Origin of the sequence: Bacillus sp. TE8-1, from assembly GCF_008368855.1 — a bacterium.
Classification (GTDB): domain Bacteria; phylum Bacillota; class Bacilli; order Bacillales; family Bacillaceae_G; genus Bacillus_A; species Bacillus_A cereus.
The window spans coordinates 468,694-488,012 of the sequence record NZ_QPET01000014.1 but is presented as its reverse complement, the minus strand read 5'-3'; the positions used below and the strand labels follow the sequence as shown (position 1 = coordinate 488,012).

The window sequence follows — 19,319 nt, the reverse complement described above, 5'->3', positions numbered from 1 at the left end:
GATGAGGTGTTAAAACAAAAAGGAAGGCTTATTTTCTATGTCTTTGTACTTTTTGTTATAGGTATTTCCTAGTAAACGGAAATGCTTACTTTCAATTAGGGAGGAATTTAAAATGGCAATTCAAACAAGTAACTTAGGTTATCCACGTATCGGACTACAACGAGAGTGGAAAAAAACATTGGAAGCTTTTTGGTCCAATAAAATCGATGAAGAACAATTTTTAACAACAATGAAAGAAATTCGCCTTCAACACGTAAAAGTACAGCAAGAAAAAGGGATTGAACTCATTCCAATTGGCGACTTTACATATTATGATCACGTTTTGGATACTGCCTATATGCTAGGATTTATTCCATCACGTTTTTCTGAGTTTACATCTTACCTTGATGTATATTTCGCAATGGCGCGTGGCTCTAAAGATCACGTAGCTTCCGAAATGACAAAATGGTTTAACACAAACTATCACTATATCGTTCCTGAATATGAAGAGGGATTACAAATCTCTTTAAAAGATAATCGTCCACTTCGCTTATACGAAGAGGCAAAACAAGAATTAGGAGTAGATGGAAAGCCTGTTATTTTAGGACCATATACTTTCTTAAAATTAGCTAAAGGCTATACACAAGAACAATTTCCTACCATTTTAAAACAGTTAGTTGCACCTTACGTACAACTGCTTTCAGAACTACATGCAGCTGGTGCACCAGCCATTCAAGTTGATGAACCGATTTTCGCTTCTTTAACTAAAAAAGAAGTTCAACAAGCAAAAGAAATTTATGAAGCTATTCGTAAAGAGGTTCCAAATGCGACTCTTCTTTTACAAACATATTTTGATAGCGTAGAAGAAAACTATGAAGAAATTATTACATTCCCGGTATCCGGTATTGGATTAGATTTCATTCATGGTAAAGAAGGTAATCTAAATGCTATTTCAAAATATGGATTCCCAGCTGATAAAACTTTAGCTGTCGGTTGTATAGATGGCCGTAACATTTGGAGAGCTGACCTTGATGAAGTTCTTGAGTTATTTACAACGTTACAAAAACAAGTCCAAACGAAAGATATCATCGTTCAGCCTTCTTGTAGCTTATTGCATACACCAATCGATAAAACAGAAGAAACTCACTTATCGACTGAGCTGTTTGATGCGTTAGCATTTGCAAATCAAAAATTAGAAGAGTTAGTTCTTATTCATTCCGCTCTCACTCAAGGTACAGAAAGCATTAGTAATGAGCTGGAAACATATCGAAACGTACATCATACAATTCGTTCATCTGCTGCACGTAACCGAGAAGATGTCAAAGCAGCACGAACAGCACTAAAAGAAGAAGATTTTTCACGTCCTCTTCCATTTGAAAAACGATACGAATTACAACAAGTTGCTCTAGAGTTACCGCTATTACCAACAACGACTATTGGTAGCTTCCCGCAAACAACTGAAGTTCGTCAAACGCGAAAAGAATGGCGTAACGGTGTTATTTCAAATGAACAATATGAACAATTTATTGAAAAAGAGACAGAAAAATGGATTCGTTACCAAGAAGAAATTGGGCTTGATGTCCTTGTACATGGTGAATTTGAAAGAACTGACATGGTCGAATATTTTGGTGAGCGTCTTGCTGGTTTCTCATTCACTAAAAACGGTTGGGTACAATCATACGGTTCCCGCTGCGTAAAACCACCTGTTATTTATGGTGATGTAGCCTTTATTAACGGCATGACTATTAAGGAAACAGTTTATGCGCAAAGCTTAACAGAGAAAGTTGTAAAAGGAATGTTAACCGGACCTGTTACAATTTTAAATTGGTCCTTCGTTCGAAATGATATTCCAAGAAAAGAAGTTTCGTATCAAATTGCACTAGCTCTTCGTCACGAAATTGAACTACTTGAATCTTCCGGAATTAGAGTAATCCAAGTCGATGAGCCCGCACTTCGTGAAGGAATGCCACTAAAAGAAAAAGATTGGGATGCTTATATTACATGGGCAGTACAATCCTTCCTTTTAGCAACTTCTTCTGTAGCAAATGAAACACAAATTCATACTCATATGTGTTACAGTAACTTCGAAGATATTGTTGACGCGATTCGCGCATTAGATGCAGATGTAATTTCTATCGAAACATCAAGAAGTCACGGAGAATTTATTGATACATTAAAACATACAACATATGAAAAAGGCATCGGCCTAGGTGTATATGATATTCATAGCCCACGTGTACCGAGTAAAGATGAAATGTATAAAATCGTAGAACAATCTTTAGAAGTATGTGATCCTAAATATTTCTGGATTAATCCTGATTGTGGTTTAAAAACGAGAAGAACAGAAGAAGTTATTCCAGCTTTAGAACATATGGTGCAAGCAGCGAAAGATGCTCGTTCCCTTTTAAAAACAAACGCATAACAAAAATGGGTTATCCTTTTCTCAGGATAACCCATTTTTTATTCTTTACTTTCAAAAAAGAATTCATATTGTATTTTATATAATTCATCATCCGTTGGCTCTTCAAGAGGAATTGCTTGTAATACAACTGTATACTCACCATTTGGAATAGGTATTTGAAATTTATTAGAAAGAATACTCGTTATAACGATACTTTCATTTTCAACTGTAAAAGGAACCGTAATCGTTCTAACTACTTCTTCTTTTTCAATATGTTTCCCTGGGGTCACTTTCACTTCACAAGTATAATCAGAAAGTGCTTCAAAAATAACAGTTCCATCTGCCTTAGCATAACCTCTTTCAAAATCTTCATCAGTCCAATCTACATAAGGTTGCTCACCGTCATAGTTCATCAACATTAATTGCGAATAAGAAATCGTTAACTCCATAGTTCCCCTTCTCCTTCATTATGAAATATACAACTACTACTTCACTTCAAATTTTACTCGCGTACCATCTGGGTATTTATCTAACTTATTCCCTACCCAAGAGCCTGCTCCACGGTTATCCGCCGGACTTATATATTCAATATGTGCTCCTTTTCCGCCTTCCTTGCACATCGCCATTGGCCATTCATCACGATCATACCCTTTTTTTGATGGATATGGTGCTAACGACAATTTCCTTCTATCTGCAGCACCACCACGATCGATTGTACAAACTTCTGAATGCCCTTCTTTTATAGCATCCGTAATATGTTTTCCTGTCTCTGGATAACGTTCTTTCGGAAATTCTAACACTTGATCATACGTATTCGTTTTCTTTACACTTGTTTCCTCTGGCACAAGTACTTCATAAACTGCTACTAAAATAGACAGAATTGCGATAATTGAAATGATAATACCTTTTAATTGCTTCATGTATACCTCCATGTTTCTACCAGTTTCTTTTCCTCCGTTATTATAACAAACTTCTCCTGTATATGTTTTCAGACATTATTTTAGTTATTCCTTGCCATTCCGCCAAAAATTTTCATTTTTTCACTAATGCTGTAGAAAACTAATAGCCTTCCGACATTCTTTTTCAAAGGAAGTCCTCATAAAAGATTGAAATGATATATACGATACTTTTTGGGGAGGAAATATGATGGAAGCTACCTATAAAACGAAAGATGTCACGAATAAAACAGGCATCCCAAAACATATAGTTCGCAAATATAGTCAGCTGTTAGAGGAACATGGTTATATGATTTCCAAAACAGCTGATGCTCGTATTTATAAACTTGATGATTTAAAACTATTGAAATCTATACACGAAAGAGCTGCTACATTACAAGAAGATATTTCAGAAACGATACCGATTATTTTAAAAGAAAAAGAGGCCCCACCTGTACCAGTTATACAAGATAAGCAAGAGATACAAACGAAAGAAAAAGAAGATGGGCGTAACTTTGAGGAGTTCATGTTAAAACTTGAAATGCTAGCTCAATTAAATGAAGCAATTATTCATCAAAATTCTACTCTAATTACACAAAATCGTTTAAAGGATGAGAAACTAGACGAATTGATGCAACAAGTTTATGTAAAAGAAGGCTCTCAAGAAAAAATGCTTCAAGAGTTAGTCGATCACGCCGCTCAAACAGATGCACTGCAAAAAGAAAAGATGGACTTATTAATGAATCATATGTATAAACGAGAATCCAAACAGGAAGAAAAAATGAATAAACTTGTTAGTCAAATTTATAACAAAGACAGTAACCGTGATGCACAGCTTATGCAAGTTATTCGAGAAATTCAAGAAACAAAAAGAATGGTTGCTGCCTCAAAAGAGCAAAGCTTCTTTCAATCATTTAAAAGTTTATTTAGCCGAGCAAAACAAGAAAAAACAAATGAATAAACAATATAAAATAAAAAGTTACCTTTCATCGGTAACTTTTATTCCTTATTTTGTACAGCTGGTAATATAATAATTGCTTCAGTGCCTTTTCCACTTTCACTCTTATATTCCAATGTACCATTATGCGCTTGTAAAATACTAAATGTTACCATAAGTCCTAATCCTGTCCCTTTTTCTTTTAAAGAATAATATGGTTGCCCAAGCCTTGCTAACTGTTCTTTCGTCATACCAACACCACTATCTTTAACTCTTATTATGATTGTTTCATCTTTTTGAATAGCTGTTACTTTTAAATATCCTTTATTTCCTTGAATTGCTTCAATACCATTTTTAACAACATTCATAATAGCTTGCTTCAATTTTGTCTTATCACCAATCGTATAAAGACTTTCTGAAATTTCAACTTGTAAATATACACCTTGCATCGCTGCAAATGACGACATAAGAGTGGTCATTTCTATTAATTGGGCTGATAAACAAATGTGTTCTTTTTTCTCAATTTGCGGCCTTGCTAAATTTAAGTAATCTGAAATAATTTGTTCCGCCCGATCCAATTCAGCTAATACGAGACGCATATAATCCTTATTCTTCACATCTTCCGTACTTTCTAGCAATTGGATAAATCCACGAACAACAGTTAGTGGATTTCGAACTTCATGTGCCACACTTGCTGCTAACTCACTTACAATATTAAGCTTTTCTGATTTTTGCATCTCTGTACGTAGCAATGCATTTTCATTTAAATATTCAGTTAAATACACCTGGAATACCATTGTCATGACCATGATAAGCGAGGCAAATATAAATCCGCTATATATTTGCGAAATATACGGTGTAAATCCTGTTTCCAAAAGAACATTAATCATGCCTAATACTAAAGAAACAAGCACATAAAATGATGAAATCATAAATGCTAAAATTAATTTCTTATCCCTTGAAAAAAGAGACCATTTCTTTGATAAAAATAGCGGAACTATCAATAAAAATATTACTTCTAAAACTGGAAGAAAGCTCATTCCCTTTAGTAACCATTCATATGCAACAAAAATAACCGCTGGGATTAAACCAACAATCCCACCATATAAAAAACCACTGACAATTGGAATGGGGTGAAAGTTATACCCACACACATTGCCAAAACAAATAGAGTATGTCATGGAGAGAACGAGCGTAACGCTAGATAAAAACATAATAAAGTAACGATTTGGCTTCGGAGGCATTTCTTGATAGCGATTTAAACGAATCGCTTCATATAAAAATAGTGGCAAAATTATGATGGCAATTTGAATCAATAAATCACGGATAAGCTCCATAACCTCTCATCCCCTATATGTATTTTGATATGATTATATCATTTTATAGGTGTATTTGTTTTAAAATTTTGATTTTTCTTAACATATTTGTTAATTCTTTGTTAACAACTCATAATAATTGTTACAGATTTTCGAAATGATTGTAAACCCTGTACCAAATTTCCTTCGTGCAGTATACAATGAATACGGATTACAAAGAAAATATAAAAATACTTTTTTAGACGGACAACTATAGCAAAATACAGCATATAATCCATACTATCTATGTTTACAAATAAGTGATCATTACTTTAGTAGGAGGAAGATAAATATGGCGGGTACTACGCTTGTTTTAAAAGAAGAAAATTTGGTTGTTCTAGAAAATGTTGAAAAATCAGTATATGAAGAGTTACAGCATAAAGCGGGAGAAGAAAACTGCACATGTGCTGTGAACGAATCAGTTGTTCACCTTGGCAAGGTATCCTCTGTACTCTGGAATGAAGATGAAATAGATTGGGAATACGGATATTAAAAAGTCGCTTATAGCGGCTTTTTTTCTCTTTTCTCTCTCTTTCTAAATAACATATACAAAGCGTAATCATAGAAAATATGATAAAATGAACTTAATTTTCAAACGGAAGAAAGGGAGATACAATGGAACAATTCATTAACCCTAGAGTGAAGGATATCCAAATTTCTGGAATCCGTCAATTCTCTAACATGATTCAAAACTATGGTAATTTGATTTCTTTAACAATTGGACAACCCGATTTCCCTACACCTTCTCTCGTGAAAGAAGCGGCAAAACGGGCTATTACAGAAAACTATACAAGCTATACACATAACGCTGGTTTACTAGAATTACGTAAGGCAGCTTGTAACTTCGTAAAAGATAACTACGATTTACATTACTCACCTGAAAACGAAACCATCGTTACAATCGGTGCTAGCGAAGCAATTGATGTTGCATTCCGAACGATTTTAGAGCCAGGAACAGAAGTAATTTTACCTGCTCCTATTTATCCAGGCTACGAACCTATTATTCGATTATGCGGTGCAACGCCTATTTTTGTAGATGTTCGTGAAACTGGATTTCGTTTAACAGCTGAAGCGCTTAAAAATGCTATTACAGAAAAAACAAGATGTATCGTACTACCGTATCCTTCTAATCCAACTGGTGTAACTTTATCCACAGAAGAATTAAAAGATATTGTAGATGTTTTAAAAGATAAAAATATTTTCGTCCTTTCAGATGAAATTTATAGCGAGCTTGTATATGAACAAAAGCATACATCTATCGCACATTTCCCAGAAATGCGTGAAAAGACAATTGTCATTAACGGTTTATCTAAATCACATTCTATGACCGGCTGGCGTGTTGGACTTTTATTCGCACCAAGCTATTTAGCAGGACACATATTAAAAGTTCATCAATACAATGTAACGTGTGCTACTTCAATCGCTCAATACGCTGCAATTGAAGCATTAACAGCAGCTAAAGACGCACCAAAAATGATGCGCCACCAATATAAAAAACGCCGTGATTACGTATATAATAGACTCACTCAAATGGGATTAACAGTTGAAAAGCCAACAGGTGCATTTTACTTATTCCCATATGTTGGTCATTTGACATCTTCATCATTTGATTTTGCACTTGATCTTGTCAAAGAAGCGGGACTAGCTGTAGTTCCTGGAACAGCATTCTCTGAATACGGTGAAGGCTACCTTCGCTTGTCCTATGCGTATAGTATCGAAACTTTAAAAGAAGGCTGCGACCGATTAGAAGCCTTTCTAATGAAAAAAGCTAAGAGTTAAACTCTTAGCTTTTTTATGCATAATGATCACAAGTTTGACGTTTTAGTAATTTATGAGGGATAATGATACACTTTGCAGCGGATTCTGCATTCTCTACTTTATCAACTAAAGCTTTTGCTGCCTCATATCCTAGCTGATAAATATTCACATCAACTGTCGAAAGTGGAGGGCTCGCAATTTCTGATAATAAAGCATTATTAAAGCTTACAATAGAAACATCTTTCGGTACAACGAATCCTTTTTTAGAAAGAGCACTTAACACACCAAGTCCAATTAAGTCATCCGTTGCCATAATTGCCGTTGGCGGTTGCTGCAGTCCCATTAATTCCTCAACAGCTTGTTGACCACTTTCCCTCGAAAAATCAAAATGTAAAATATATTCTTTTGGTAATACAATGTCTGCTAATTTCAAGGCATCACTCATACCAGCTAAACGATCTCTCGTTACAAGTAAATCTGATCCACCACCAATGAACGCGATTTGCTTATGCCCTAATGAAATTAAATATTCTGCCACTTCTCTTGCAGCTGTATAATTGTCATTATCTACATATGTAATTTCATCTTTTCGATCATATGGTTTTCCTATTAAAACAAACGGGAAATTTTGTTCATGTAAATATTGAATAATCCGATCATTCTCCCTTGAATATAAAAGAATAATGCCACCAATTTGGCGTCCCTGTACCATCTTTACGACACCATTAAAAATTTCTTCTTCCGTTTCACCTGTCGACATGTAAAGCGCATAACCTTCTACGTGTGCAAATGAACTAATCCCTCTTATAACTTCTGGGAAAAATGGATTTTGAAAAGCTTTACTTGCAGAACTTGGCATAACAAGACCAAGTGTTTTCGTCGTTTGGTTCGCAAGATTTCTCGCATTTAAATTGGGATGATACCCTAATTCACTCATCACTTTCCTAACACGGCGCTTTGTCTTTTCACTTATACTTGGATTATCAGCAATTACACGAGAAACTGTTGATGGTGCAACATTCGCTTGCTTCGCCACATCTTTAATTGTAACTGTCATAAAAATCCCCCTCCTCTCATTTCTCTGCCATTTTTCATATATTTTATCTCGCACTCATTGCAAGTCATAAACTTTCATTTCTTATATCTTGCAAAACTAATCCTATTCTCCCTCTTCATGTATTGTAAGGGATATAGCTATTTTTTCCTATACTATAATATACTATTTATTTCACTTCTTTTCACATGTGATGTCAAATCTCTTTTCATCTCCCTATAAACTTATTTATAGGGAGATGAAAAGAAAAATGGGACGTAATGTCCCATTTTTCATCCTTTTGTACCTCCAGCTGTTAAACCAGAAATAAAGTATTTTTGTAGTGATAGGAATAAAATTGAAATTGGGATCGCAATTAACACAGAACCCGCTGCAAACGTTGTAAATTCATTACCGAATTTCTTCGCAACCATTTCATATAATCCAACTGCTAAAGTATAATTTTCTGGTGTTCGCAAAATAATACTCGCTAAAATGAAATCTGTAAATGGACCAATGAAAGTAAATAACGCTACAACCGCTACGATTGGCTTTGCAAGTGGCATAATGATTTGCCAAAAAATACGAAAATGTCCTGCTCCATCCATTCGAGCTGATTCATCCAGTTCTTTCGGAATCGTATCAAAATACCCTTTCATAAGCCATGTATTCATCGGAATAGCCCCGCCTACATAAATTAAAATTAATGCAAGGTGTGTATCAATTAATCCTGTTAATTGAGCTAATACGTATAAAGCAATTAACGCTGCAAAGTTTGGAATCATTTGCAGAATTAAAAATGTTAATAAACCATTTTTTCTTCCAACAAAACGATATCTCGAAAATGCATAAGCGGTAAAACTAATTGCTAACACTGAGAAAATCATCGTTAAAACACTTACTTTTAATGTGTTTTTATACCATAGTAAGTAATTACTATTCTCTAGATCTAATAACTTACGATAATGATCTAACGTTGCATTTTGTGGAATAATACTTGATCCAGATAAACTATCACCTGGATTAAACGATGAGCCAATAATCCATAATAACGGATAGAAAATGATGGCACACATTACGAAAATAACTAAATAACTTAATGAGAGACGTAACATCTTCTGTCTTTTAATATTCATTTACATCATATCCTCTTCTTGGAATGATTTTGTTCTCTTAAATTGCCATAACGCAACTGTAATAACAATTAACGATAATATCATTGTAAGAGCTGCTGCTTTTCCGTACTGCGCTGAAGTCATCGTTAACTTATAAATCCATGAAATTAAAATATCCGTTCCACCTGCGTCTTGTCCAGCTACAGCAGGACCTCCACCATTAAATAGATAGATGATACTAAAGTTATTAAAGTTAAACGTATATTGCGTAATTAATATTGGTGCTGTTGCATATAACACAAGTGGCAATGTAATTTTACGAAACTGTTGCCAAGCTGTCGCTCCATCTACTGTAGCCGCTTCATATAATTCTCCCGGAATCGATTGCAGTATACCTGTTGTCATCGCAAAGATAAACGGGAACCCAAGCCACGTTTGAATCATAATTAAAGCAATCTTCGCCCAAAATGGATCTGTCATCCAAGCAATCTTTTCAATTCCGAATAAAGCTAATACTTGATTGTTAATCGCTCCGAATGTTTCATTAAACATACCAGAGAAAACAAGAATAGATACGAATGCTGGAACCGCCCACGGTAAAATGAAGATTGTTCGAATAATCGCCTTTCCTTTAATACCAGGCTGATTTACGATAATCGCTAAGAAAATACCAAGTGCAACTTGTAATGTTGTTGCAACGAATGTCCAAATGACAGTCCAAGAGAATACACTTACAAATGTCTCTCTCCACATCGGTAAAGTGAAAATATCAATAAAGTTTTTAAAGCCCACCCAATCTACTAATTTAGCTGGAGGAGAATGATATAAATCATAGTTTGTAAATCCAATTAAAATTACGAAAATGATTGGAAATACGACAACAAAGATAAGTAGTAGAAAACCTGGTGAAACCATTAAATAAGGAAAACCTTGATCTAACAAATTACGGTATTGCTCTTTTACAGAATTTAACGGTGTTCCGATATCACGTTTCTTTCCATTTTGATATGCATCATATAAGTTAAATGCATATATGCCAAGCCCAAACGTGATAACGATAAGGGCCAAGATTCCTTCTACTAATAGAAAGACAGAATGGTCACGTGGAACTTCTGTGCCGAGCGTTACAATACCCCATAATCCCATATTCAATAAATCAGCAAAGGCTACAATAAATGAACCTGTTAATACTAGAAAAATAAGACCTTTTACAAATTGTTTATTATACATTTGGCCCACGCCTGGAATGATTGATAACATGGTTGCCATTTTCCTATGCTTTGAATGGTTTAACCCATTTGCTGGTTCCATAGATGTTTGCATGTTCCTTCCCCCTTTTTTCTTCCTACATGGAAGAGAGAGAATTCGTGCCTCTCATATTAGAGGCACGAATTTCACCTTATTTTTTATTGTTGTGATTTGCTTCAATATTTCCTTTAATTTGTTTTACAGCTTCATCAAGTGCCGGTTTTGCTTCCTGTTTTCCAGCTGCAAGTAATTCTAATGCAAATCTTGCAGGCTCCCATACTTCTTTCATTTCTGGAATATTCGGCATTGGAATACCTGTTTCAGCCTGTTTAGTTATTGCTTTTGCCGCTTCACTGTCTTTAATCATTGAATCTTCCATTAATGATTTCACAGGAGGAATTTCTTTTGATTTTTCATAACGGATTTTTGCATTTTCTTCATTTGTTACCCAATCAACAAATTTTGTTGCTAAATCTTTATTTTTTGAAAAACTTGTTACATGCCATCCTTTTACACCAACAAACGTTTTCATTGGTTGACCATTTGGTAATTTTGGCATCGGTGCTATCCCATAATCAATGCCTGCCTTTTCCATGGCTTGGAATGCCCATGGACCATTCATAATCGATGCAGCTTTTCCTTCATTGAACAATCCATCAGCTGCCGCCCCACCAGATTCACCAATAATACCTTTTGGGAATAAATTCTCCTTATACCATTTTTGGATATATTCCATTCCTTGGACCGCTCCGCTATTATTTAATCCGATATCATCTGTATTTAGTTTTCCATCCTTCTCACCAAATACATAACCGCCCATACCAGCCATAAATGCATTCGCAAAATACAAATTATCTCCTAATGCTAAAAATCCGTACTTACCATTTTTGGTGAAACCTTTCGAAAAATTATATAACTCATCCATTGTTTCAGGTGCCTTTGGCATAAGCTTTTTATTATAAATAAATACAGGTGTTTCAATAGCTTTTGGTAAACCATATAATTTCCCCTTATATGTTTGAGCTTCTATAGATAAATCCGTAAATTTACTCTTTACAGCATCATCAACTTTCACTTCATCAATTAACCCCTCAGTAACAACATTTCCAATATGGTCATGCGGTAATGTCACAACGTCAGGTCCTGTACCTGCCGGACCATCAAGACGTAGCTTTTTCGTTTGATCTGTCATTTGAATTTCAGCCACTTTGACTTTCACGTTATACTTCTTTTCAAAACTCTTTACAGCTGGTTCTAATGCAGTACCTTTTTTTAGATCTTCCCAAACAAGAAGATCATAATCTTTCTTCTCTTTACTCGCTTCCTTTTTCCCTGAATCTTTCGGTCCACATGCAGATAACATACCAATTGATAATGCTGAAATCGTTAATAGTGACAGTGCTTTCTTCATCCCAAAAACCTCCCTAAATTGTCTATGTACCTTAGTAACTGAAAACGTTTGCATTTAATAGTTTAATTGAAACGCAAACAATATCTCAAGTCTATGAAAACGTTTGCGCTATTTGTCTATCATTATACATTCTTTTATTCATTTTGCAAATGTTAATTTAAAAATTATGTCATTACACTCTTTATAGATTGACTTTATATAAAATGAATACTACTCTTATAAGCAATATTAAAGCTAAGAGAAAGGCAATCGTTTGCAATACAGACTTTATTATTACACTTAAGGGAATACTATGTATAGAGATATTGAAGGGGGATTTTCTATATGTTTAAAGAAGCCATTTATCATAGGCCGAAAGATAATTATGCATACGCTTATGATGAACAAACAATTCACATCCGAGTACGTACTAAGAGAGATGATATTCAAAGCGCCGATCTTATTTACGGTGATCCTTACGAATGGAAAGACGGGAAATGGATATCAGCAAGTACACCCATGAAAAAAACGGGTTCTACTGCATTATTTGATTATTGGTCCATTGCAATTGAACCGAAATTTAAGCGCTTACGTTATGGGTTTGAATTAAAATCTGAAACAGACACTCTTATTTATGCAGAGCGAGGATTCTTTTCTAGCATTCCAAATGATGATGTTGGTAACTTTTTCTGTTTTCCATTTATTCATGCAGATGATGTATTCAAAGCACCATCTTGGATTAAAGACACCATTTGGTATCAGATTTTCCCTGAGCGATTCGCTAATGGCGATAGTACGCTGAATCCAGAAAACACCCTTCCTTGGGGAAGTGCGAATCCAACTCCAACTAATTTTTTCGGCGGAGATTTTTCTGGTGTTATTCAAAACCTTGATTACCTTGTTAAGCTTGGCATTTCCGGAATATATTTCACACCTATTTTCAAAGCTCATTCAAACCATAAATATGACACAATTGACTATATGGAAATTGACCCACAATTTGGGACGAAAGAAACTTTTAAAGAGCTCGTTGAAGAATGTCATAAGCACGGTATAAAAGTAATGCTCGATGCTGTGTTTAATCATAGTGGATACTTTTTCGAGAAATTTCAAGACGTACTAGAGAATGGTGAGAAGTCCGCATATAAAGAGTGGTTCCACATTCATGAATTTCCGATTATAACAGAACCACTTCCAAATTATGATACTTTCGCCTTTACACCGTATATGCCAAAATTAAATACAGCTCATCCAGATGTAAAAGAATACTTACTTGAAGTAGGACGTTATTGGGTACGAGAATTCAATATAGATGGCTGGCGCCTTGATGTCGCCAATGAAGTCGATCACAACTTTTGGAGAGAATTCCGAACTGAAATAAAGACACTAAATCCTGAAGTATATATTTTGGGAGAAATTTGGCACGATGCCCTTCCGTGGCTACAAGGCGATCAATTTGATGCTGTCATGAGCTATCCTGTTACAAACGCTCTACTTTCTTACTTTGCTAACGATTCCATTAAAGCAAGTGAATTCATGAAGCAAATTACAGAATCTCTACATTCCTACTCTATGAATGTAAATGAAGCAGCATTTCATTTATTAGACAGCCATGATACTCCAAGAATTTTAACAACATGCAACGGAGATAAAAATAAGTTGAAATTGCTCTATGTATTCCATCTTTCTTTCATCGGCTCTCCTTGTATTTATTACGGAGATGAAATTGGTATGGATGGCGGCATGGACCCTGATTGCCGTAAATGTATGATTTGGGATACTAAAGAACAAGATCATGCATTATTTACCCATATACAAACATTGATTTTATTACGGAAACAACATAAAGCATTTGGAGGACATGGTACTTTTCAATTCATCGAAGCAAATGATGAACATAATTATATTTCTTATACGAAAACATATGAGGATGAAACTATCTTTTTCGTTTTAAACCCTACTAATAGTGAAGTTACAGTTTCACTCCCTCTTCATGTTACTGGTAAGAAAATAATTAACATTTATACAAACGAAGAATTTTCAGCAGAAGCAAGTGTATTACAAGTTACACTTCCTCCATATGGATTCTCCATATTAAAATGGTAATCCAAAAAAGCCTTATGCCAAGTTTGAAGTGGCATAAGGCTTTTTCTTATTTCAATTTGAACACTATCGCTTCATACGGACGTAATGGAATGTTATCTATTGATCCGATTTCTACATCGTAATTGTGTATAAATAACTCTGATTCACTATAACTAATATCCTTAGGCATTTCAAATACACTTTCATCCGCAGTAAAGTTTGCAATGACAAGTAGTTTTTCATCTCCATATGTTCTTACATAAGCAAAAATAGAAGGGTCATTATCTAATATTAAATCATATGATCCATACACAACTATTTCATTATTTTTGCGTAGTTCAATTAATTTCTTATAGTAATAAAAAATTGAACCTTCATCTTGGATTGCTTGTTTCACATTAATCTCTTTATAGTTAGGATTTACAGTAATCCAAGGTTCACCTTTTGTAAATCCAGCGTGATTCTGATCATTCCACTGCATCGGAGTTCTAGCATTATCACGACCCTTTATATAAATAGATTCCATTACTTTTTCTATATCTTCACCATGGTCTATCACTTTTTCTTTATACATATTTAACGTTTCAATATCTCGATATTCATCAATTGATTGGAACCGAACGTTCGTCATTCCGATTTCCTCTCCTTGATAAATATATGGCGTTCCTTTCATCATATGAAGAACTGTCGCTAACATTTTTGCTGATTCAATGCGATACATTCCATCATTACCAAAACGAGATACAACGCGAGGCTGATCATGATTATTCCAATAAAGGCTATTCCATCCGGTATGCTCTAATGCTTTTTGCCACTTTGTTAAATTCTCTTTTAAAGTAAGAAGTGAGCATGGTTTTACATCCCACTTTCCACCTTCTCCTGAATCTAAATCCATATGTTCAAATTGGAATACCATTTGCAATTCTTTTCGTTCTTCTCCAGTATACAATTTCGCTTCTTCTGTCGTTACACCAGGCATTTCACCAACCGTCATAATATCATAATGCGATAATACTTCCTCATTCATTTCATGTAAATATTTATGAATGTTTGGACCGTTCATAAAATGCTTATGACCTGAAACATACCCCTCTTCTTCTGTTTCAACAGCTGGTAATCCCTCTTCTTTAGAAATAAAATTAATAACATCCATACGGAAGCCATCAATTCCTTTTTCTAACCAAAACTTCATCATTTCATAAACATCTTGTCTTACCTTTTCATTATCCCAATTTAAATCTGGCTGTTTTTTAGAAAACAGATGTAAATAATATTCATCTGTCATTTCATCATACTGCCATGCTGATCCACTAAACGCTGCTCCCCAGTTATTCGGCTCTTTTCCTTCTTTTCCAGGGCGCCATATATAGTAATCTCTATATTTATTATCTTTTGATTTACGTGATTCAATAAACCAATTATGTTCATCCGAAGTATGATTAACAACTAAGTCCATCATAAGTTTCATATTACGTTCATGCATTTCATGTAATAGCTCATCCCAATCTTCCATTGTTCCGAACTCGTTCATAATTTTACAATAATCGCTTATATCATAACCATTATCATCATTTGGAGATTCATAGACTGGTGATAACCAAATCACATCAATCCCTAACTCTTTTAAGTAATCTAGCTTTGAAATAATCCCTTGAAGATCTCCTATACCATCACCATTACTATCCATAAAGCTACGAGGATAAATTTGATATACTACACTTTCTTTCCACCATTGTTTTTCCATTATGCTACCCCATTTCATTCATCATTCATTTTTCTCTTTTTTAAGGCGCAAACGTTTTCATTAATGAATGATAACAGATTCTATCTCAATTTAAAATAGCGCTTACAATTTTTATTGTTCTTTTTCTAAGAAAACATATGAAAACCACTAATAAATCTCCAATAAATGAAAACGTTTTATTTTTTTATTTATTTTTTGAATCTATTCGTTTATAATGAACTCAAAGAAAACGTTTGCATAATTATTTCTAGGGGGAAATACCATGGCAGAACTTAAATTAGAAAACATTTATAAAATATATGATAATAACGTAACAGCTGTAACTGATTTTAATTTACACATTCAAGATAAAGAATTTATTGTATTTGTCGGTCCTTCTGGATGCGGAAAATCTACAACATTACGAATGGTAGCTGGACTTGAAGATATTTCAAAAGGCGAGTTTTCAATTGATGGTAAACTAATGAATGATGTTCCTCCAAAAGATCGAGATATCGCTATGGTATTCCAAAACTACGCTCTTTATCCACATATGAGTGTATATGATAATATGGCATTTGGATTAAAACTTCGAAAAATACCAAAAGATGAAATCGATCGTCGTGTGAAAGATGCAGCAAAAATTTTAGGACTTGAACAATATTTAGATAGAAAACCGAAAGCATTATCAGGTGGACAGCGCCAACGTGTTGCTTTAGGTAGAGCAATCGTTCGAGATGCAAAAGTTTTCTTAATGGATGAACCATTATCAAACTTAGATGCTAAACTCCGTGTTGCAATGCGCTCAGAAATTTCTAAGCTACATCATCGTCTTGGAACAACAACAATTTATGTAACACATGATCAAACAGAAGCAATGACTATGGCTTCGCGTCTTGTCGTTATGAAGGATGGAAAAATCCAACAAATTGGAACTCCAAAAGAAGTATATGAAACACCAGAAAACATTTTCGTGGGTGGATTTATCGGCTCACCAGCTATGAACTTCTTCCGTGGTAAATTGACTGAAACCGATTTCGTTATAGACAATACTATAAAAATTAAAGTATCTGAAGGAAAAATGAAGATGCTACGTGAACAAGGCTATGTAAATAAGGAAATTGTTTTAGGTATTCGTCCAGAGGACATTCATGATGAACTACTATTTTTAGAAGCTTCACAATCTACTGCCTTCACAACAAAAATTGAAGTTGCTGAGTTATTAGGTGCTGAATCCATTTTATATATGAAACTTGGGAATCAAGATTTTGCGGCACGTGTAGATGCAAGACATACGTTTTCACCTGGTGACCAAATTAAATTAGCATTTGATATGAATAAAGCGCATTTCTTTGATAACCAAACTGAACAACGTATTCGCTAAAAAATTTATCTTTACTATACACATACAAAAAACCGTCCACATATATTGAGGGCGGTTTTCATTATTATACTAGGGCTTCTACTGTATGAAATGATTGTCCTTTCGTGCTAATAATACCGAAAATCGGTAAATCACTAAGCACCACTTCTTCTTGCTGTTTCATAAAAGATGACGTTAATTGTTTTATCTCTATCCAAACGTCATTAATACAAAGTACATTGGAATCGTTCTCTTGTTGGCGAGAAAAAATAGAATCTATTTTATATAAACCAGCATTTTGAAAAAGCATATCAATGCGACTGAATGCATTCAAAGTAATGCTAATAACGCGTTGCCAATCTCCTTGCTTTCCCATATCATAGGATACAAAAAGTGCTTCTCCGCCTAGATTCATAATTTCCTCCACTGTTGCTTGTCCACTCTCTTGATCAATGTCCGTCACAATAACTTTTGCGCCTTGTTTAGCCAACAAAAGAGCTGTATTACGTCCAATACCGATGCCACCGCCAGTTACGATAGCAACTTTTCCTGCAAGCTTCATTTTCATTACCCCTTCTATAAATCTTACCGTCATTCAGTATACTCCTTTATAAGATTAATCTGCAAGCAAGAAAAATTGCTATTTAATTTGTAAACGTTTACTTTTTATCCTTCTTTTTTCTTATTATTACGCTGATCGAAAACTAGACCGATAAAAATGAGAATACCCCAAAAAATTATGCTACCTCCTGTCATTTTAACTTCCCCCTTATTATATAAAGTGAAATTTTACTCAGCCCCAATATGGCGGAATAAAGATATTATTTTTAATCATTATATCATTTTCTTAATTTTCAATCTATTATAAATAGAAATAATACATTTTGGCTTTTCCTTACTGTAAACATTCCCCATATACTTATAAAATCAAAAAGACCCTTTTATATATAAAAAGGTCTTTTTTTCATTATACAAGACTTATTACTTTCGTTTTTGTAATTAAATCCTGAAAACCACAATTATCTTTGCGGAACAACATCATATATACATTACATATTAATGGAATTCCTAATAGCAATACGTTCGGTAATAACACTACAAAAAATCTTATAATTAATGTTTGCAATGTTAGCTTTTCACTCTTCAATGAAATTAGTTTTATTCTCGTTATCTTTTTTCCAAGTGTAACACCGTTCCAAAGAAAGGGTAATACAATAAAATATATCGCCATTAATATGAAAACTACTGCAAAATCATATCTAAAATCACCTAAGCTTATATTAAAGCGCTTAAACATAGCACTATAGTTTCCGGTCATAATAGCTACTACTGCACCATACATAACCGAGATTAAAAACATGTCAATTAGGGAAGCACCTATGCGATTCATTACAAGCGCTGGACGATGCATCTTTAACTTCATTTTATGTCGACTCCTTCATATCCTTCTTTACCCGTCTCATCGTACCACTTCTAAAAAACATTGTAAACTAGCGTTTCTCTTACTTTTCTTGTACAATTTGTTACAATAGCATTATAAAGGAGGTTCCCATATTGAAAAAATGGATAATCCTATTCGTCGCCTTCCTATTAACTGGTTGTGCAGGAAACACAAGTCACTTAACTTATACGGTTAACGATGAATACGAACTCATACGTACTTCTGGAAATGCATTTGAACTTTTCCCCTCGCAAGATGCTGTATATGCCACACAATACATCCCTGCAAAAATTACAGACATTGCTTGGGATGATAAATACATTATTGCAAAACAAACTGAGGAAAAATCAGATCCAAATAACCCTGACGCAGCAATTGCAAATAAAAAAAGTGAACATTATTGGATTATTGATGTAAAGCATAATAAACGTTTCGGTCCCTACAATGAAAAGCAATTTAATGAACAAAAAGATGCGTTTAAAATTAAGGTGCCTTTTCAAAATGTAGATTCATACATAAAAGAAATAAAAAAACAGTCAGCATAATATTTGTATGC

18 protein-coding genes are annotated in these 19,319 nt (G+C 34.3%); 7 read left to right on the top strand and 11 right to left on the bottom strand.

Translation table 11 applies throughout. The features are described from left to right. Positions 1–112: 112 nt before the first annotated feature. Positions 113–2,401, top strand: a complete 2,289-nt coding sequence (metE, locus tag DN404_RS14440) for a 5-methyltetrahydropteroyltriglutamate--homocysteine S-methyltransferase (protein WP_001007608.1) — start codon at positions 113–115, stop codon at positions 2,399–2,401. A gap of 38 nt (positions 2,402–2,439) precedes the next feature. Here metE and comJ read toward each other — a convergent pair whose 3' ends face one another. Together comJ and nucA are read right to left on the bottom strand one after the other, a co-directional pair. Then, a complete protein-coding gene (gene comJ, locus DN404_RS14435; RefSeq protein WP_000424030.1) occupies positions 2,440–2,829 on the bottom strand; it encodes a competence protein ComJ in 390 nt (129 codons plus the stop codon). A 36-nt stretch (positions 2,830–2,865) separates the two neighbouring features. Next, positions 2,866–3,300, bottom strand: coding sequence for a DNA-entry nuclease (nucA, locus tag DN404_RS14430; protein WP_000811494.1), 435 nt, complete (start codon positions 3,298–3,300; stop codon positions 2,866–2,868). A gap of 226 nt (positions 3,301–3,526) precedes the next feature. Here nucA and DN404_RS14425 point away from each other — a divergent pair, with 226 nt between their 5' ends. After that, positions 3,527–4,276 (top strand): DUF3967 domain-containing protein, encoded by a 750-nt coding sequence (locus DN404_RS14425; protein ID WP_000388471.1) that lies wholly within the window; start codon positions 3,527–3,529, stop codon positions 4,274–4,276. Between the two features lie 38 nt (positions 4,277–4,314). Here DN404_RS14425 and kinB read toward each other — a convergent pair whose 3' ends face one another. Further along, positions 4,315–5,589, bottom strand: coding sequence for a sporulation sensor histidine kinase KinB (gene kinB, locus DN404_RS14420; RefSeq protein WP_000420369.1), 1,275 nt, complete (start codon positions 5,587–5,589; stop codon positions 4,315–4,317). Positions 5,590–5,899: 310 nt separating this feature from the next. Between kinB and DN404_RS14415 the strand changes: the two genes are divergently transcribed. Beyond that, positions 5,900–6,100, top strand: a complete 201-nt coding sequence (locus tag DN404_RS14415; RefSeq protein ID WP_000929280.1) for a hypothetical protein — start codon at positions 5,900–5,902, stop codon at positions 6,098–6,100. Between the two features lie 122 nt (positions 6,101–6,222). Further along, on the top strand, positions 6,223–7,386 hold the full coding sequence (locus tag DN404_RS14410; RefSeq protein ID WP_000434600.1) for an aminotransferase A: 1,164 nt from the start codon (positions 6,223–6,225) through the stop codon (positions 7,384–7,386). A gap of 13 nt (positions 7,387–7,399) precedes the next feature. Here DN404_RS14410 and malR read toward each other — a convergent pair whose 3' ends face one another. The 4 genes from malR to DN404_RS14390 all read right to left on the bottom strand — a co-directional run bounded on the left by malR (position 7,400) and on the right by DN404_RS14390 (position 12,172). Further along, on the bottom strand, positions 7,400–8,422 hold the full coding sequence (gene malR, locus DN404_RS14405; protein WP_000219052.1) for a maltose operon transcriptional repressor MalR: 1,023 nt from the start codon (positions 8,420–8,422) through the stop codon (positions 7,400–7,402). Between the two features lie 269 nt (positions 8,423–8,691). Beyond that, the gene (gene malD, locus DN404_RS14400) at positions 8,692–9,534 is read right to left on the bottom strand and encodes a maltosaccharide ABC transporter permease MalD (protein ID WP_001022608.1); all 843 of its coding nucleotides are present in this window, start codon (positions 9,532–9,534) and stop codon (positions 8,692–8,694) included. Next, entirely contained in the window at positions 9,535–10,836 is a 1,302-nt protein-coding gene (gene malC / locus DN404_RS14395) for a maltosaccharide ABC transporter permease MalC (protein ID WP_097888379.1), read from the bottom strand. A gap of 76 nt (positions 10,837–10,912) precedes the next feature. Beyond that, positions 10,913–12,172, bottom strand: a complete 1,260-nt coding sequence (locus tag DN404_RS14390) for an extracellular solute-binding protein (protein WP_097888378.1) — start codon at positions 12,170–12,172, stop codon at positions 10,913–10,915. A gap of 324 nt (positions 12,173–12,496) precedes the next feature. Between DN404_RS14390 and DN404_RS14385 the strand changes: the two genes are divergently transcribed. After that, a complete protein-coding gene (locus DN404_RS14385; RefSeq protein WP_000471776.1) occupies positions 12,497–14,257 on the top strand; it encodes an alpha-glycosidase in 1,761 nt (586 codons plus the stop codon). 46 nt (positions 14,258–14,303) lie between these two features. On the opposite strand, the gene malL is transcribed toward DN404_RS14385, so the two are convergent. Further along, the gene (gene malL, locus DN404_RS14380) at positions 14,304–15,980 is read right to left on the bottom strand and encodes an oligo-1,6-glucosidase (RefSeq protein WP_000415178.1); all 1,677 of its coding nucleotides are present in this window, start codon (positions 15,978–15,980) and stop codon (positions 14,304–14,306) included. A 262-nt stretch (positions 15,981–16,242) separates the two neighbouring features. On the opposite strand from malL, the gene DN404_RS14375 reads away from it, so the two are divergent. Next, complete coding sequence (locus DN404_RS14375) at positions 16,243–17,343, top strand: ABC transporter ATP-binding protein (protein ID WP_000818931.1); 1,101 nt, start codon at positions 16,243–16,245, stop codon at positions 17,341–17,343. Positions 17,344–17,407: 64 nt separating this feature from the next. Here the strand turns inward: DN404_RS14375 and DN404_RS14370 are convergent, their stop codons facing one another. The 3 genes from DN404_RS14370 to DN404_RS14360 all read right to left on the bottom strand — a co-directional run bounded on the left by DN404_RS14370 (position 17,408) and on the right by DN404_RS14360 (position 18,745). Continuing rightward, on the bottom strand, positions 17,408–17,917 hold the full coding sequence (locus tag DN404_RS14370; RefSeq protein ID WP_149215145.1) for an SDR family NAD(P)-dependent oxidoreductase: 510 nt from the start codon (positions 17,915–17,917) through the stop codon (positions 17,408–17,410). Positions 17,918–17,988: 71 nt separating this feature from the next. Beyond that, complete coding sequence (locus tag DN404_RS14365) at positions 17,989–18,078, bottom strand: hypothetical protein (RefSeq protein WP_000145636.1); 90 nt, start codon at positions 18,076–18,078, stop codon at positions 17,989–17,991. 211 nt (positions 18,079–18,289) lie between these two features. Continuing rightward, on the bottom strand, positions 18,290–18,745 hold the full coding sequence (locus DN404_RS14360) for an RDD family protein (protein WP_000769082.1): 456 nt from the start codon (positions 18,743–18,745) through the stop codon (positions 18,290–18,292). 131 nt (positions 18,746–18,876) lie between these two features. Here DN404_RS14360 and DN404_RS14355 point away from each other — a divergent pair, with 131 nt between their 5' ends. After that, positions 18,877–19,308 (top strand): DUF3997 domain-containing protein, encoded by a 432-nt coding sequence (locus tag DN404_RS14355; RefSeq protein ID WP_000758789.1) that lies wholly within the window; start codon positions 18,877–18,879, stop codon positions 19,306–19,308. The last annotated feature ends 11 nt before the right edge of the window (positions 19,309–19,319 follow it).

Coding starts and splice junctions, on each gene's coding strand:
- metE (WP_001007608.1), top strand. CDS start 113: ATGGCAATTCAAACAAGTAACTTAGGTTATCCACGTATCGGACTACAA.
- comJ (WP_000424030.1), bottom strand. CDS start 2,829: ATGGAGTTAACGATTTCTTATTCGCAATTAATGTTGATGAACTATGAC.
- nucA (WP_000811494.1), bottom strand. CDS start 3,300: ATGAAGCAATTAAAAGGTATTATCATTTCAATTATCGCAATTCTGTCT.
- DN404_RS14425 (WP_000388471.1), top strand. CDS start 3,527: ATGGAAGCTACCTATAAAACGAAAGATGTCACGAATAAAACAGGCATC.
- kinB (WP_000420369.1), bottom strand. CDS start 5,589: ATGGAGCTTATCCGTGATTTATTGATTCAAATTGCCATCATAATTTTG.
- DN404_RS14415 (WP_000929280.1), top strand. CDS start 5,900: ATGGCGGGTACTACGCTTGTTTTAAAAGAAGAAAATTTGGTTGTTCTA.
- DN404_RS14410 (WP_000434600.1), top strand. CDS start 6,223: ATGGAACAATTCATTAACCCTAGAGTGAAGGATATCCAAATTTCTGGA.
- malR (WP_000219052.1), bottom strand. CDS start 8,422: ATGACAGTTACAATTAAAGATGTGGCGAAGCAAGCGAATGTTGCACCA.
- malD (WP_001022608.1), bottom strand. CDS start 9,534: ATGAATATTAAAAGACAGAAGATGTTACGTCTCTCATTAAGTTATTTA.
- malC (WP_097888379.1), bottom strand. CDS start 10,836: ATGCAAACATCTATGGAACCAGCAAATGGGTTAAACCATTCAAAGCAT.
- DN404_RS14390 (WP_097888378.1), bottom strand. CDS start 12,172: ATGAAGAAAGCACTGTCACTATTAACGATTTCAGCATTATCAATTGGT.
- DN404_RS14385 (WP_000471776.1), top strand. CDS start 12,497: ATGTTTAAAGAAGCCATTTATCATAGGCCGAAAGATAATTATGCATAC.
- malL (WP_000415178.1), bottom strand. CDS start 15,980: ATGGAAAAACAATGGTGGAAAGAAAGTGTAGTATATCAAATTTATCCT.
- DN404_RS14375 (WP_000818931.1), top strand. CDS start 16,243: ATGGCAGAACTTAAATTAGAAAACATTTATAAAATATATGATAATAAC.
- DN404_RS14370 (WP_149215145.1), bottom strand. CDS start 17,917: ATGACGGTAAGATTTATAGAAGGGGTAATGAAAATGAAGCTTGCAGGA.
- DN404_RS14365 (WP_000145636.1), bottom strand. CDS start 18,078: ATGACAGGAGGTAGCATAATTTTTTGGGGTATTCTCATTTTTATCGGT.
- DN404_RS14360 (WP_000769082.1), bottom strand. CDS start 18,745: ATGAAGTTAAAGATGCATCGTCCAGCGCTTGTAATGAATCGCATAGGT.